General features: G+C 51.0%; 14 protein-coding genes. 6 read left to right on the top strand and 8 right to left on the bottom strand.

Going from position 1 to position 15,735, the window contains the following annotated elements:
• Positions 1 to 13 precede the first annotated feature (13 nt).
• From ptsP to STSP2_RS09855, 6 genes are all read right to left on the bottom strand, one after another.
• The gene (gene ptsP / locus STSP2_RS09880) at positions 14 to 1,750 is read right to left on the bottom strand and encodes a phosphoenolpyruvate--protein phosphotransferase (protein WP_146662240.1); all 1,737 of its coding nucleotides are present in this window, start codon (positions 1,748 to 1,750) and stop codon (positions 14 to 16) included.
• A gap of 9 nt (positions 1,751 to 1,759) precedes the next feature.
• Entirely contained in the window at positions 1,760 to 2,077 is a 318-nt protein-coding gene (locus STSP2_RS09875; RefSeq protein ID WP_146662238.1) for an HPr family phosphocarrier protein, read from the bottom strand.
• A 47-nt stretch (positions 2,078 to 2,124) separates the two neighbouring features.
• Entirely contained in the window at positions 2,125 to 2,589 is a 465-nt protein-coding gene (locus tag STSP2_RS09870; protein WP_146662236.1) for a PTS sugar transporter subunit IIA, read from the bottom strand.
• Positions 2,590 to 2,633: 44 nt separating this feature from the next.
• On the bottom strand, positions 2,634 to 2,987 hold the full coding sequence (gene hpf, locus STSP2_RS09865) for a ribosome hibernation-promoting factor, HPF/YfiA family (protein WP_169853121.1): 354 nt from the start codon (positions 2,985 to 2,987) through the stop codon (positions 2,634 to 2,636).
• 33 nt (positions 2,988 to 3,020) lie between these two features.
• A complete protein-coding gene (locus STSP2_RS09860) occupies positions 3,021 to 3,734 on the bottom strand; it encodes a DUF502 domain-containing protein (RefSeq protein ID WP_146662231.1) in 714 nt (237 codons plus the stop codon).
• 100 nt (positions 3,735 to 3,834) lie between these two features.
• Entirely contained in the window at positions 3,835 to 4,899 is a 1,065-nt protein-coding gene (locus STSP2_RS09855; protein ID WP_146662229.1) for a lysylphosphatidylglycerol synthase transmembrane domain-containing protein, read from the bottom strand.
• Between the two features lie 89 nt (positions 4,900 to 4,988).
• Between STSP2_RS09855 and hisI the strand changes: the two genes are divergently transcribed.
• Positions 4,989 to 5,402, top strand: coding sequence for a phosphoribosyl-AMP cyclohydrolase (gene hisI, locus STSP2_RS09850; RefSeq protein WP_236782700.1), 414 nt, complete (start codon positions 4,989 to 4,991; stop codon positions 5,400 to 5,402).
• Positions 5,403 to 5,496: 94 nt separating this feature from the next.
• Here the strand turns inward: hisI and ccsA are convergent, their stop codons facing one another.
• Both ccsA and STSP2_RS09840 read right to left on the bottom strand, forming a co-directional pair.
• Positions 5,497 to 6,282 (bottom strand): cytochrome c biogenesis protein CcsA, encoded by a 786-nt coding sequence (gene ccsA, locus STSP2_RS09845; protein WP_146662227.1) that lies wholly within the window; start codon positions 6,280 to 6,282, stop codon positions 5,497 to 5,499.
• The gene (locus tag STSP2_RS09840; protein WP_146662225.1) at positions 6,272 to 7,324 is read right to left on the bottom strand and encodes a cytochrome c biogenesis ResB family protein; all 1,053 of its coding nucleotides are present in this window, start codon (positions 7,322 to 7,324) and stop codon (positions 6,272 to 6,274) included. The genes ccsA and STSP2_RS09840 overlap by 11 nt, the downstream gene beginning before the upstream one ends.
• Positions 7,325 to 7,651: 327 nt before the next feature.
• Here STSP2_RS09840 and STSP2_RS09835 point away from each other — a divergent pair, with 327 nt between their 5' ends.
• From STSP2_RS09835 to secD, 5 genes are all read left to right on the top strand, one after another.
• Positions 7,652 to 8,944 carry a DNA-directed RNA polymerase subunit alpha C-terminal domain-containing protein gene (locus STSP2_RS09835; RefSeq protein ID WP_146662224.1) on the top strand — a complete coding sequence of 431 codons (1,293 nt, stop codon included), beginning with the start codon at positions 7,652 to 7,654 and terminating at the stop codon, positions 8,942 to 8,944.
• Positions 8,945 to 9,017: 73 nt separating this feature from the next.
• On the top strand, positions 9,018 to 10,265 hold the full coding sequence (locus STSP2_RS09830; protein ID WP_146662221.1) for a SpoIID/LytB domain-containing protein: 1,248 nt from the start codon (positions 9,018 to 9,020) through the stop codon (positions 10,263 to 10,265).
• Positions 10,266 to 10,267: 2 nt separating this feature from the next.
• Positions 10,268 to 11,410 carry a tRNA guanosine(34) transglycosylase Tgt gene (gene tgt / locus STSP2_RS09825; protein ID WP_146662219.1) on the top strand — a complete coding sequence of 381 codons (1,143 nt, stop codon included), beginning with the start codon at positions 10,268 to 10,270 and terminating at the stop codon, positions 11,408 to 11,410.
• Positions 11,411 to 11,562: 152 nt separating this feature from the next.
• Complete coding sequence (yajC, locus tag STSP2_RS09820) at positions 11,563 to 12,006, top strand: preprotein translocase subunit YajC (protein WP_205847860.1); 444 nt, start codon at positions 11,563 to 11,565, stop codon at positions 12,004 to 12,006.
• Between the two features lie 49 nt (positions 12,007 to 12,055).
• The gene (secD, locus tag STSP2_RS17500) at positions 12,056 to 15,694 is read left to right on the top strand and encodes a protein translocase subunit SecD (RefSeq protein WP_205847859.1); all 3,639 of its coding nucleotides are present in this window, start codon (positions 12,056 to 12,058) and stop codon (positions 15,692 to 15,694) included.
• Positions 15,695 to 15,735: the final 41 nt, after the last annotated feature.

The raw sequence follows: 15,735 nt of genomic DNA, 5'->3' as shown, positions 1-15,735 counted from the left end.
TCATCGAGGTCCGCTAGAACGCTTCGGGCAAAATTTTAGTTGCCGAATCTCTCAGGAAATTCTTTATCTGGCGAGGCGAATCCATAGTCGCCACTTTCCGGGCCAGATAATTACATTCCTCTATGGTTACAGATCGTACGATCTGTTTGATCTCAGGTATCATAGGCGATGCCATAGACAACGTCCGCACTCCCATACCGAGCAGCAGCATCACGAATTCAGGGTCAGATGCGACCTCGCCGCAAATGCTCAGGTCGATCTTACCCTTATTGGCATCATGTATTACGCTTCGAAGCAGTCGAAGGACAGCCGGATCAGCCGCCGTAGATAGTGTCGCAACACGCTCGTTGGACCTGTCAACCGCAAGCGTATACTGTATCAGGTCGTTTGTCCCGATACTGAAAAAATCGACTTCCGAGGCTAGCAGAGACGCGGTCAGCGCTGCACTGGGTGTCTCGACCATGATGCCGATAGGGATGCTTGGATTGTAAGGCACCTCGTATTCGTCAAGATCTTCCATGACGTCCCGCAGGATCATCTTGGCCTGGCGGAGCTCCTGCAAATTGGTAATAAGCGGGAACATCACCCGAATATTACCGAGTACAGATGCACGCAGTATCGCACGTAGCTGAGTCTTGAACAATGTCAAATTCTGCAGGCAGTAACGTATTGACCGCAGACCAAGCACTGGATTAGTATCGGCAGGATAAGGGCTGTCATGAGGCAGTTTATCCGCACCCAGGTCCATCGTCCGTATTACGACTGGTTTTTCGCCGAAATTTCGAACCGTCTGGGCATAAGCTTCATAGTGATCCTCTTCGGTTGGTTCGGAACCGCTGTAAAGATACAAGAACTCCGTTCGATACAGGCCTATGCCTTCACCGCCCTTTTCGAGAACCATATCAGCTTCAGCAGGAAATTCGATGTTGCCCAGCAATTTGACAACCACACCGTCACGAGTTACCGCGGGCTTGTCGCGAAGGTTGTCCAGCTCATGCTCGAGCCGTATGAACTCGCGGGCATAATCCTCATACTGTCTCCGCGTTTCCTCGTCCGGGTCGACCACCACCACGCCGCGATTACCGTCGATTATAATGGTGCTGTTTGGCGTGACAGCCGACGTGAGATCCTCGATAGCTACAACAGCCGGTATGCCCAGCGTTCTAGCTACAATCGCGGTATGACTCGTTCGCCCACCGGCCTCAGTTGCGAAACCTTTGATGAATTCCTTGTTGAAGCTGGCAGTCTGCGTCGGCGTCAGATCGTGGGCGATTACGACGCTCTCTTCGCTGGTGTGCTCGACGGATTCCTGAACCTTGCCCAGCAATTGTGTGAGCAGACGATTCTCGATGTCATAGATGTCAGCCGCACGTTCGCTGATGTACACATCGTCTATGCTTGCGAAATGCGATGCGATCTCACGCAGGATAGTAGATACAGCGTATTCTGCCGTTACCAGCTCTTCTGATACGAAATCGGTGATCCTGGCCAGAAAGCTCTTGTCACGCAGGAAACGAAGATGAACGGCGAAAATATCCTTGATATTGTCTTTTTGAACGCCTTCGGCTTTTTCGAGCTTGCTCAGCTCGTGTATGGCTCCGGCAAAGGCATCGCGCACACGTTGAACTTCCTGCTCCCGCTGGGAAGGCAGAATTGATCTTCGAGGGATCCTGAAATCCTTCGAATCAATTACAAGAGGCCCGGCTATAGCGATACCGGGCGATACAGCAATACCTTTTCTTATTTCCATATGTTTCCGTTAGTTGTTTCGGCCGTCGTCGCCGGAAGGTGCTCCAGCAGGCTCGTCAAACATCTTATCCTCAACAAGCTGTCGCAAATCTTCTGCTGCGTCTTCGGCATCTTCGCCTTCAATATGAATCTGCAACCTTGTCCCGCATGTGGCCGCCAGCATCGTAACCTGCATGATGCTCTTAGCGTCAACTGTGGACTCACCGTTAGACACTGTAATGCCACTGTCGTACTTACTTGCAATATCAACGAATTGCATAGCAGGACGCATATGCAGCCCGTCAGCATTCTTTATTTCAACTTCGATGTCCTTTATGTTTTCGGCCACCGTGGAGATCTCCTAAGTTTGGTAATGGCAAGCGAACCTTCTCTCGGTCATTTACCACCAACATCCTCAACGACTTCTTTGATCTTCTCGGCTGTCTGGGCCTGACGAAGGAACTTTCTGAAATCGTCATTTTGCAGATTCTTGAAAATGCACTCCATTGCCTGAAGATGCCTGTCCGGATCCTCAGCGGGGCTGAGAAGAAGCATTACAGAATAGGTCGGCTGTTTATCGAGAGCGGAAAAATCAACTCCGGCGCTGCTGCAACCAATCGTGCCAACCAGCTTCTTGATACCTGAATGCTTCACATGGGGCACGGCAATACCTTTGCCAATACCGGTACTGGCTTCGTTTTCTCGTTTAATTACAGCCTCGATCAATTCATCAACAGGTATTCCCTGTGTCTTGCCGGCTTTTTCCAGCGAATTGACCAGCTCAGATATAACTGCGTCACGGTCATTCGAATCCAGTTCGGGCACAATAGCGTCGAAGCAAATAAAATCCTTTAGTTTCATCTTTTCTCCTAAACACACCACTAATTCTTCCCAGCCAGTCTGCCTCAGGCGACTTCTTCCTCTGATTCAGGAGGAATGCCTGCCGCAGATGGACCTGGGATATGCTTATTGTTACGCTGTTTCTGTTTTTTCTTCCTAAGCTGTCTCTGCAGCTTGTGAACGACTATATCTATGCATGCATATGTATCATCGCCGGCTTCTTTGGCAATGAAAATATTGTTATGTTCGCCGCGGGCGATGATCTCAACCGAAGTTCGTCCTCCCTCGTTACCCTCGATAACCACTTCGACCTGGTTGATACCGTCGAAGTATCGGGGCAGCTTAGCTGTCTTCTCTTCAGCGTGTGCCTTCATTGCTTCTGTAACGTCCAAGTGTTTACCTGTGATCGTGAAAAGCATTTTACTCTCCCTGTGTAACATAAAAACCAGAAGCTATTTTTCGCTATCGATCGCCTTCTGATCGCTTTCAGAAAGCTGCTTGAAAGTCTCACGGTCAGATGGCGTGATAACGCCGCCGCTAATAGTAAATCTCAGTGCTTCCTCTATCGTCATATCAAGTTCTATCGTTTCATCTCTGGGTGTCATTATAACATATCCTGTAAAAGGTGTAGGCGATGTAGGCACAAAAACCGTTAAAAATTCCTTGTTTTTAGCCTTCGAGATCGTTTTCAGTCCCGTTCCGGTAACCATACCTACCGACCATACACCTCTTCGAGGGTATTGAAGGGCCACAACCCTCGTAAAAGACAACGTTTTCTGCGTCAAAAGAAAATCAGTGATCTGTTTAACAAACGGATACACCTTTTTTATCAGCGGAGCCCTCATCAGGGTACGTTCTATAACGTGCCAGAACGAACGGCCTACTACGCTCGCAAGGAACGCTCCAATAAATACTACGCCGACAATCGCAACAAAGAAACCGGTAATCTTGCCGGGACCGTGAACCCAGAAATCGGTCAGGAATTCCTTGCTGTACCTGTCGGTAAATAACAGAATGGTCTGCACGAGCCATCTGTTGACGTGCACACTGACCCTGTTCTCGACGAACATGTAGGATTGGAAGAATATCCAAAGGGTTACAATCGTCGGCAAAAGGGCAGCCAAGCCCCGCAGAAAGTAAGTTCTAAAGTTTTTCAAAGCCCGCATACCGCTGTCCTTTGCGGAGTGCCGCTGGTGTATTTTCAAAATCACTTAACACGTGATTTTTTCGTCATTCAAGCGTAAATTTATACCTTATTATGCAACACTAATCTATCTCTTCGGCCGAGTCAATAAAAATCTCTTCTTTGTGTGTCGGCAGATGTGCACCAAAAATATGTATCAGCAAGCCGGGTATCGAGCCGATCAGCCAGATCAGTCGCTGACAGATAGCCACTGCCGCTGCAAGCACTGACTGACCACCGGAAAGCTTGGTGAAGGCTATCTTCAACCACCCCTCCATCAGCCCGACCCCTCCGATACTGATCGGAAGCGAACCGATCATCCACGAAACCGGAAATAGTACATAGTAATACTTTACATTAACGTCCAGACCAAGGTTCCGTCCGCACAGCCAGAAGCCCAGTATGCAAAGGCCCTGCGAAAAAAACGTCAATACGATCCCTAGCAGTATTACATGCATTCGTCTGGAATAAAGACCAACGGCTGTTACGAACGTTTTGACGACATGTATAAATAAATGCTCGACCCTGCTGACCAAACTTACGAGCCAATTACGACCCTTTTTTGACGCTGTAAGGACCGCCAAAGCAAAAAGTACGCAGAGAAACAGAACACCACCGAATTTTAGAAATCCTACAAGCTGGCCGCCCCCCTCACCTGCGGTTACAGGAGCTGTTTGGGCGTCAGCCGTCTCTACAGGCCAGAGAAAATAGAAAGTCGCAGCCATCAGGATCATTCCGATCAGACCTACAGCTCTGTCAACAGCGACACTCAAAACCGCTTCGACCTTGCGATCAGGGTCACAATGCTTGGTTACGTACCAGGCCCGAAGCAGATCGCCTCCGACCGCGCTGGGCAGGCAATTATTGTAGAAAAGCCCAAGAAAGTGCAGCTTAAGCCCTGCAAAAAAGCCAAAATGCACGGATTGAACACTCGAAATGAGCCGCCAGCGAAGTACAAAAACAGCCTGACCTGCTAAATAAAGCCCCAGTGCACCCGCAAAAACGAGCTTGTTGAGCCCAAGCATTACATCGCCCAGCTCGGTTAGATCTTCACCTTTGAAAACCAGATACAGGGCTCCAGCAGCGATCAAAACCCGGATCGAGACGGTCATGAACTGCTTATGGGTGCTGGTCCAGGCTGGCGACAATATAATTTCCCTTAAAATCCTTGCGTTATCGATTCTTACAGGTAAAACTAATCGGCCGAGATACTAACACAATTAAGGAGATAATAGAAGTGGCAGCAGACAAGAAAATCGAAGAAGGTCTTTCGTTTCAGCCAAAATTCGATGCAAACGGCTTGATCACAGCCATTTCACAGGACGCTGATAGCGGTCAGGTGCTGATGGTGGCGTACATGAATGACGAAGCCCTCAAGCTGACTCTGGAAACCGGCAATGCCGTATTCTTCAGCCGAAGCCGACAGAAACTGTGGAAAAAAGGCGAGCAATCCGGCCACATGCAGAAAGTTCAGCAGATACTCGTTGACTGCGACCAGGATTGTTTGATCCTAAAGGTCAAGGTCGACCAGGGTCAGTGCCACGTCGGTTATCAGTCATGTTTCTATCGGGCGGTAAAGCCGGGCACGACAAACGAACTGGAATTCGTGGCTGAAAAAGTCTACGATCCCAACGAAGCATACAAAAAATAGAACCCGAGAGGTCCTATAAGCACAGCCAATTCAGACGGTGCGGCGGATTCGATTCTGCTGCGCCGTCTTGCTATTTTCACCCAGCCCGCCAAATTCATGCATAACTGTGCATCCCGCTGAACAACCGTGACAGATTTACCCATAAAAGCGTAATTATGATGGCTGCAAAACCCGCAAGCACCCACACACTGTTAGCTTTGGGCCTTTTCGTGCCGTACATATACCTCCAGTGCAAATATCCCACATAAACCAGCCACGAAATCAGCCCCCACAGCTCCTTGGGATCCCAACCCCAGTAATCACCCCATGCGAATTTACCCCAGACACTGCCCAGTAACAGGCCCAGGGTCATCAAAGGAAAACCTGCGCAAACCATGTTATAGCTCGACCTCTCATAATCTGCCAGCCTCCCGGCCGGTTTGAGCTTGATAAGTTGGGCTGCAGCCTGACACGCGGCTTTGGCCATAAAAATGTATGAAACCATATAGGTAGCAACATGCGGTGCGAAAAGCGGACTCTGCAAAGCGGGCATCAGGGTCATGGAAGAATCATCAAACACGAACCCGGCCGGAAACATGACGATAAAACCGACAGCCATGTCGAACGCCTCGCCCGAGGTGCCGAGAAATCGCTTAGAAAGATATGTTATCGGGAATATGCACACACCCATAAGAATAAACACTTCGAAAAGGTTCTTCATGGGCACATGGTTCACATCAACCCAGCGGTACACGAATGCTGTGCAGGCGACAACAAAGCCAAGAGCATATATTAAACGGCCCTCTTTTCTCTTTCGGGCGACAAAAACCACAAAGGCCGCCAGATAGCAGAACATGGCAGCATAGATGAGTATGCCAAGTGGATTGGTCTTAATTTCCACTGTTGCCCCCCCTTCGCCTGCTTATTTTCGAAACGAGCTTTACGAACCAGAGCTGCCACACGATCCCCAGGCAAAGAGCAGCGTAGCCGGCCCAGACAAAATACAACCCCCTGTCGGAAACTACGCTCAGTATACTCATATAAGAACCAGGGCCGACCTGCCGATACTCGCTCTGATAAAGATGGTAGCCGTCGTAATAAAGCGGGTGGTTAACTTCGATCTCGGCCTGCTTTTGGACCTCGCCGTCAACCAGTATGTCAGCTTCGCTTATAAAATCCTTTATGTTCCGGTTATACCGCAATGCGTACTGGTCCTCCGGCTTTATATGACCCGGGAAGTTCTGAAAGGCGTATTTTCGCATCTCATTGCCTTCCTCATCCCGCAGAATCACCTCTACAGCCGGATTCTGAGCCGGTCCGGGCACGTCTTTGGGCTGCACCTGCCCGTCTTCGATGGTAATCTTGAAATTGCGGTAAACCTTGACTATCTCGACAGTTTCGCCGTCCGTCAGGGAATAGGTTTTACCGATCTCAGCGGGCAGGTTCCAGGTTTTGGTCGGTCGCGTCTCGGTAGGTCTGGATTGAATAACAAGAGAACCGATCGGATAATACTCGATTCTGAAGTCCTTGAGCCGCAAACTGAAAGGCAGCTCGAAGCTCTCTTCGTATTCAGGCGGCAGCAGTGCCTCATTTACAGCTTCACCCTCCAAAACCGCGATCTTGCCCTTATAGAGCTTATCAGCCAGCCCGAATTCACGCCGCAGCTCATGAGCGGTTTGTGATCCCCACAGGCCGCCGATAAGAACCAGTATGGGCCCAAGATGACAGAGCAGCAGAGCAGGCTTTCGCCATAGAGCGGGAAATACAGCAAACCCGGCAGCAAGCAGCAGCAGAAAAAGAACCCAGAAAGACGCCAGCGGCAGCGAATTGAAAAAGATCTCAGCCCGATCAGCACCGATAAACGCTCCGTAAACGGAACAGCCGATCAGCACCGCGATCACAGTAAGTACCAGCCAGAAAATGATTTGTCTCAATTTGCTCATGCGGTTTTCAGCCACTGACACGTTCTAATTCGATTCATTTCAGGACAAATACTGTTCGTTCGGATACCGCCGCGGGTCACTCATAACAGGCCCCAAAAACCTTTGCGACATTCGAAGCCCATTTTTCGTATTTAGTGCAAAAAATTGGCCTTGCAAAATGTCACAAGTTCCCTATAATGTGCGGTTTACAGGTTCAGCGGGCATGGTCCGCGCCAAACCTGTTTCGACAGTGTATGCTATGCCATGCGGTTTGGCAACAACATAAAAATGGAAATGAAAGTAGTCGGCTTTATTGCAGCAGTCACGTTTACAGGAGAGTAATTGGTTATGGAATCAATCGCAGATGCTACGGAAGCTCTATTCGGCAATCAAATGATCAGTTTTGCTGACGCTAGAAAGATCGAAAATTCCGTCAACAGCAGTGAGTATAACAAGATAAAATTCGCAGAAGAAGTTGATAAGAACAAATCAAACCAGCTCGCAGCCGGGATTGGAATGTTGTTTCTGGGCAGGTACGCAGAGGCTGTGGAACTGCTGAAAAAGTCTTCGGACTGCAAAGAGAAATTCTTTTTCCTGGGTTGTGCCCTTCGCGGCGCTGAGAAGTACGATGAGGCACTGGAGGCCTTCGATAAGGCCCTTAAACAAAAAGCCGACAACCTGCTGGTTGTACTGGAAAAGATCGACACTCTCAGGCTGGCCAAAAAATTCGAAGAAGCAGAGAAGCAGGCAGAAACTTGTGCGAATTTTGCAAAGGTTAGTGCAGATTACCATTACCAGCTCGGCAGACTGCTCAGCGACCAGGGCAAGTACGAAGAGGCGATCAGCAACTTCGAGATCGCAGCAGAGCTGGATCCCAATCACCACAGAGCACTTTTCCACCTCGCTTTCGCGTGCGACCTGCGGGGCGATGACGAGGCAGCTATCGACTACTACAAGCAGATCAAGGCCAGCTCTCCCGTATATGTCAACGCCCTTTTGAACCTCGCTGTCCTTCACGAGGACCGAGGCGAATACGAAAAGGCCGAAAGCTGTGTCGAAATGGTACTGAACTGCCATCCGAACCATAAGCGTGCCCAACTGTTCCTCAAGGACATCCTAAGCTCGCAGGACATGGTCTATGACGAAGAGAAGGAAAAGCTCAAGAGCCGACGCAACAAGATACTCGAAATTCCGATCTCCGACTTCGAGCTTTCAGTCCGTAGCCGAAACTGCCTTAAGAAAATGAATATCCACACGATCGGCGATCTCTTGAGGATAACCGAGGCAGAGCTGCTTTCGTACAAGAACTTCGGCGAAACCTCGCTGACGGAAATCAAACGTATTCTCGAACAAAAGGGACTGCGTCTCGGTATGGCACTTGAAGACAAAAAGCCCCCGGCCGTTGAACCGGAGGCTGTCGATGGCGCGGACGCTGAGATGCTCGGCAAAACTGTCGACGATCTCGAGCTTTCAGTGCGTGCCAGAAGGTGTCTGCAGCGGCTGAACATTCGAACACTGGCCGAACTGTGTGCAAGGACAGAGGCTGAACTTCTCGGCTGTAAGAATTTCGGCGTTACGAGCCTTAACGAGATCAAGGAGCGTCTCTCGGAATTCGGCCTGGGCCTGCGTAAGCTGGACTAAGCATGGCAGGGATCGGTTCGAAACAGTTTGCTGATCAATCGGATTTTGGACCGTCAGGGGCTTTGGTTTGCGCGTGGATCTAAGAAACATTTTCGCCAGCAAGAGTTTCACTGCATGGGCAGTCTGCTCGCTGGCGTTTTTATGCGCAGTGCTTGGAAGCTGCCAAAAAAGAACCACTGTCGAACCAAAGGTCGTTCCTGCTGAAGCTCGCGATCTCAATATTCGTGTGCTCTTGAAGAACAACGCAGATTCCGCCAAATTGTCGACTGCCGGCGGCTTCGACGTGGCCTGCACCGACGGAACATCCGCCCACTTCACACCCGGTGAAGTTGACATCGTACCCTGGAACGGAATGATACGGCTGGGCCGTCATTCATTCGCGGGCGATGTAGATTTGCAGGTAAAGGACACATTCGTCACGATCGACGGACGTAAGTACCGCGGCGATGTTCGTATCATCATCGATGCACGCGGCGGACTGGATGTCATCAATGAACTCGATGTTGAGAATTACCTCGCCGGTGTCGTCGGTGAAGAGATGCCCGCCTACTGGGAACCCGAAGCGCTCAAGGCACAGGCGGTAGCTGCACGAACTTACTGCCTGTATATCAAACACAGGTTCGGCACCGACCGGCAATGGGACGTCAAAGCTACCGAAGCCAACCAGATGTACGGCGGGCTGGAATCGGAATCCGCCATGGTAAGAACTGCACTCGACGCGACCGCAGGACAGGTTCTGACTTGTGATAACGGCGACGGCCCAGGCGGAATATTCCCAACGTATTACAGTTCGACCTGCGGCGGACACACGGAAGACAGCAAAAACGTCTTCGGCGATTCATACAAACCCCTCAGCGGTGTAGACTGTCAATACTGCAAGAAGACCGCAGGCGAAAAATACATGAACTGGAAGCCTGTCGTACTACCCTCTTCGGTCGTAACCGCAAAGATCACCTCGGGATACAGCAGTCTCGAAGGGCTGACCACCGTAGATAAGATCGTACCGACACGCGTAAGTGATTACGGCAGTACCGGTCGAATCGCGATGCTGAAGGTTGTGGACAATAAAGGAAAGACCGGCATCCTGAGAGGCGAGGATCTGAGACTGACGCTCGACCCCAGCGGAAAGGTACTCAAGAGTACATGGTGTAATATATCGAAACAGCCCGACGGCAGTTTCAAATTTTCTAATGGGCGTGGTTTCGGTCACGGCGTGGGAATGTGTCAATACGGAGCACTGGGAATGGCCAGAGAAGGATTCGGCTACAAAGAAGTGCTGTCTTATTATTATCCGAATTCTGATCTGGTGAAGATTTACTAAGCATGAGTGTTTTTGAAGTTCTGACTAATGATAACGGCAGCTCTGCAAGACGCGGCCGACTCCAAACCGCACACGGCACCATCGAGACGCCTGTGTTTATGCCCGTGGGCACCCGCGGCTCCGTCAAGGGTCTTACCCCCCTGCAACTGAAAGATACCGGCTCGAGCATCGTTCTGGCGAACACATATCACATGATGATCCGCCCCGGCGCGGAGATCGTCGATGCTCTCGGCGACCTGCACGGACTGATGGGCTGGGACGGACCGATACTAACAGACAGCGGCGGATACCAGGTATTCTCGCTCAGCACACTGAACCGCGTCGGCGATGACGGCGTGGAATTCGCGAGCCACATTGACGGCCGAAAAATATATATGGACGCCGAGATTGCCACCACCGTCCAGAATCAGCTCGGTGCGGACATCATCATGTGCTTCGACGAGTGCACCCCCTTCCCCGCAAAACGCGAGCAGATCCAGGTCGCCGTGGACAGGACCATACGCTGGGCCGAGATCTGCAAAAAGACGCACAGCCGTGATGATCAGCTCCTTTTCGGCATCGTCCAGGGCGGTGTCGATCCTGAAATGCGATCCTTGTGCGCAGAAGAACTGATAAAACTTGATTTCCCCGGATACGCGATCGGCGGCCTCAGCGTGGGTGAGGGTCACGAGAATATGATCCGCACCACACAGCACACAGCGGCACTTTTACCGTCCGATAAACCGCGATACCTCATGGGTGTCGGCATGCCCGTGGATATTGTCGCAGCGGTCCATGCCGGTGTGGATATGTTCGACTGTGTACTGCCCACGCGAAACGGACGAAATGCATTCGCGTTCACGAAGAATGGTCCGATAAGAATGCGGAATTCAATGCATGCGCAGGACACCGGCCCCATTGACCCCGATTGCCCATGTTACTGCTGCCGAAATTTCGGCCGGGGAACACTGCGACACTTCTTCAATGTCGGTGAAATGCTCGGTCCGATACTGGTAACGATCCATAATATAGTGTTCTACCAGCGGCTGATGGCCGAAATAAGGGAGCGTATCGAGGCTGGAACTTTCAGTTACTGGGCTCTTGAATCCATCGAGCTCACAAACGCACTGGAATCGGAATCAATTTCGGAGTATAAAATAGCCTGAGTTTGCAATTTTTTCTGACACACTCAGATATTTTCTGATAACATATAGCAAATTTTGCCGACTTCGTCCATACGGAAGCGGCAGGCGGGAATGTACCCGCATCGGTTGATATTGCAACAGCGTCACGAAATTAGAAGAAGAAGGGATTTGACATGAATACTTATTGGATACTGGCGGCTAACGGAGCAGAGGGTGAAGAAGGTCAGGTAATTCAGGGCGGCCAGGCTGAAGAAGGCCAGACCGAAGAAATGACAACAGAAGACGGCAGTCAGCAAACACCCCCCGCAGACGGTGAAGGTCAGGGCGACGCGCCGGGCTTCGGCTTCGGTCAATTGCTTCCGCTGATCATTATTTTCGTAGTTTTCTATTTCCTGATCATCCGCGGACCAAAGAAACGCCAGCAGCAGCACAGCAAGATGGTCAGCTCGCTCAAGAAAAACGACCGCGTCCGTACGATCGGCGGCATCTATGGCACAGTGATCGACATCAAGGACAATGAGCTCACCATCAAGATCGACGAGAACACAAATGCAAAGATCAAGGTATCACCCGGTGCTATCGCTGAGGTAGTTTCGGATAAATCTGAAAATAAATAACAGCGTGAATTTGCTTGAAAATCTAGTTCGTTTTGTTTGGGAATAAGCGATGGGTAAAAATCAAACTTGGAAAATTATTCTAATCCTGGCACTTGTAGTTTTCGCACTCTACCAGGTATATCCGCCACAGGACAAGCTCAAGCCGGGCCTGGACCTTGCCGGCGGTACGAAGCTGATCTATGACTTCAATACGCAGGGAATGTCTCCGGATGAAACCGAAGGACTTGCAGAGTCACAGATACCGATCCTGAGAAAACGTATTGACCCTCAGAACGTGGCCAATCTCGTCATCCGCCCTCTCGGGGACACACGTATCGAGATACAGCAGCCGCTCGCGAGCAAGGAGACCATCGAGAAGCGAAAAGCTTATCAGCAAGCTCTCGATTCGCTCGAGGATGAGAACCTCAATCTCATGCGCGTCAAGCGTGCTCTTGCTGCAGACAAAGAAGAACGCCAGGAAGTCTTTGCCGAATTCGCAGGTGATTCCGAAACACGCAACGAAATACTTACCGAGCTGGCAAGCACATATGACAGACTTACCGCACTGCAGTCTGAAACCGAACAGCTCGAACAGGAACTCGAGACACTGCAGAAGAAAGTCGATGCTGCAGGGCTCAGCGGGGAAAGACTGAGCAACCAGGCAGTATACTGGAACAAACTCGAAGGCGAAGAACTTCAGGATCGTATCGACACCTTCGTCGGCGAGACTGAAGAAGCAAAACCCTTTGTCGAGCAGTACATCGAAAAGTACGGCCAGCTTGCAAATAAGCTTAACCAGATCGCTGATCCGGAAGACGGTGCCAGAGTCGCCTTCAAGGATGCTGAGCAGCGTCTCAACCAACTGAATCTCAGCATCACTCGCCTCAAGGAAATACTTGACCTGCCCGAGGACTCTGTCAAACGCACCGAGATGCTCAACGAGCTTAAGGAAAGATTCCCGGCCCGCGAAGAAAAGATCGAAAATGTTATCGAGGCTTATGCAGAGTATGCGCCGGGTGCAGGCAGGCTCGATGATCCGGAGGATCTCAAGAGGATGCTTCGTGGTAGCGGTAAGCTCGAGTTCAGGATACTGCCAACCATGCGAGACGGCACCATCGCCGAAAGCAAGGCCCGCGCACTGGTAGAAGCTCTGCAGACCAGAGGACCGCAACTGGCTTCGACCAATGAATACAAGTGGGTCGAGGTCGAAGACTGGGAAAATTACAGCCAGGGTACCGGCATAACCGGCACCTTTGGCGAAAAGCATTATGTGCTCGCAAGTGACCAGCCAGGCGAAACCATGCTTCACACTGGTGACGAGGAATGGTCGCTCCAGAGGGCCTATCCGACTGTCGATCAAAACGGCCGTCGCGCCATCGGGTTCGAGCACGGCGAGATAGCAGCGAATATGTTCTACAGGCTGACGAACAATAACATCGGTCGCCCGCTTGCTATATTGCTGGACAACAAGGTCATCTCAGCACCCAAGATCAACGACGCTATCCGCAGCAGCGGTATCATCACCGGTGAGTTCACACCCACCGAACGTGATGACATGATCAGCAAGCTCAATGCCGGTTCGTTCCAGGCAAGTCTCAGTGAGGCACCTTCGAGCGAACAGACCATTGGGCCGACACTCGGTACGGAAAACAGGGACCGCGGTATAAAGGCGGGCATCTACGGCGTCATTATCGTCGCCGTCTTCATGCTTGTCTATTATCTGCTGGCCGGTTCTATTGCCGACATCGCCCTGCTGATGAACATTCTGTTCGTCCTTGCTATGATGGTAACGCTCAACGCGACATTCACCCTGCCTGGTATCGCGGGTCTGATCCTGACGATCGGCATGAGTGTGGATGCTAACGTGCTTATCTTCGAACGTATACGCGAGGAGCAGAAGCAGGGATCGTCCCTCCGCTCCGCTATTGCCAACGGCTACCAGCGAGCGTTCCGAACCATTCTCGACGCAAACATAACCACGTTCTTCGTTGCCCTGATCCTTTACATGGTTGCATCGGAAGAGATCAAGGGCTTTGCGATCGTACTCATGCTCGGTATCATCTCGAGTATGTTCACGGCTCTGTTCGTAACGCGGGTCGTCTTCAACTTCCTGCTCGACAAGCGGGTTATCAAGGACCACCTGGTCATGCTCCAGCTTGTAGGCACACCAAAGATCAACTGGATGAGTGTACGGAAGGTATTCTTCTCCGTATCGACTATCCTGATCGTGGGCGGCCTTGCGGTATTCTTCCTGCGTGACGAACAGACGAACAGCAAGTACGACATCGAATTCACCGGTGGTACAAGCGTTCAGATCGATCTCAAGGAAGGTCACGGCCTTACCACCGATGACATCGCTGCCATGATTCACCAAAAAGGCGAAGAGATCGGCAGCCCCGCACTGCAGACGGCCAAAGTCTACACCGTCGGCGAAAGCGGCGATCAGTTCCAGATCAGCACCACCGAAACCAACAATGCTGTCGCAACTATAGAACTCGGCGAAGGCGTTGAAGCCACAACCGAAAACGTGCAGGCCCAGTTGCAAAAAGCGATGTCCGATACCGGCACGCTCTACGATCTGCAGGTTAACAAACAGGATTCTCAGTTCACAGTCAAGACGACTACAGTGAACAAGCCTCTGGTTTCTCAGACCATCGAAGAAGCCTTCGGTGACAACGTCACGATCGAGGGCATCGAAGTCAACGAGGTAGTCAGTGAAGCAGTCCGTGATACTTTCGAAGGTCTGCTGGATGTGCGTGAAAATCTTGAACCCCAGATCACAGCCGCTGAACAGATCACGGAAGCTACACCTGAACTCAGCGAATACCTCGGCGGGGTCATGATCACTGTTGAATTGGACAATTCCGCCACGTTCGGTGAGATCCAGAGCCGATTCGCTGATGTTCGGTTCAAGCCTACAATGGCAAACATGCAGTGGTACAATTCGCAGCTCTTCGCGAAAGATATGACCATACCTGAGCCGGGTACAGAGCTGAGCGAATTTGTCTACGTCAGCGTACACCCCGAGGCTGGTTACCGTGAGTTCAGCGAAGATGAATGGCAGAGCTTCATTGAAGGCGAAAAGTCCAAGGTTCTCACAGCAGCATCGATGGAAGAATCGCTCTCACGCGTAACACAGGTCGATCCGTCGATCGGACAGCAGGCCAAGGTTCGTGCGATCATCGCCATCGTGCTCTCGCTCATAGCTATCGTAGCCTACATCTGGATCCGGTTCGGAACAGCACGCTACGGATTTGCAGCGATAGCGGCCCTTATCCATGACGTGTGCATAACGCTCGGTGCCGTAACGGTCTGTACTTTCATCGCGAAAACATCGCTTGGAAGAGCACTCGGCATCATGGACTTCAAGATCAATCTTGAAATGATCGCGGCCTTCCTGACGATCATCGGTTATTCGCTGAATGATACGATCGTTGTCTTCGACCGTATCCGTGAAAATCGCGGCAAGGGCAAACTCACGCCGCACGTAGTATCCAACAGCATCAACCAGACTATCTCGCGAACCCTTTTGACATCGTTCACAACATTCGTCGTTGTGCTTGTTATGTACATCTGGGGCGGCGAAGGTCTGCGAGGCTTCACCTTTGCAATGCTGATCGGTATTATCGTGGGTACATACTCTTCGATCGGAATAGCTGCTCCGATCCTGCTCACAGGTTCGGCTGAATCCGAAAGTGAAACTAAATAAGAGAGTTATCGCAAAGGGCTGCGGGTCATGCTGATCCGCGG

Source organism: Anaerohalosphaera lusitana (assembly GCF_002007645.1).
Classification (GTDB): Bacteria; Planctomycetota; Phycisphaerae; order Sedimentisphaerales; family Anaerohalosphaeraceae; genus Anaerohalosphaera; species Anaerohalosphaera lusitana.
The sequence above is the reverse complement of the archived record's forward strand: the minus strand, read 5'-3'. Positions and strand labels throughout refer to the sequence as shown.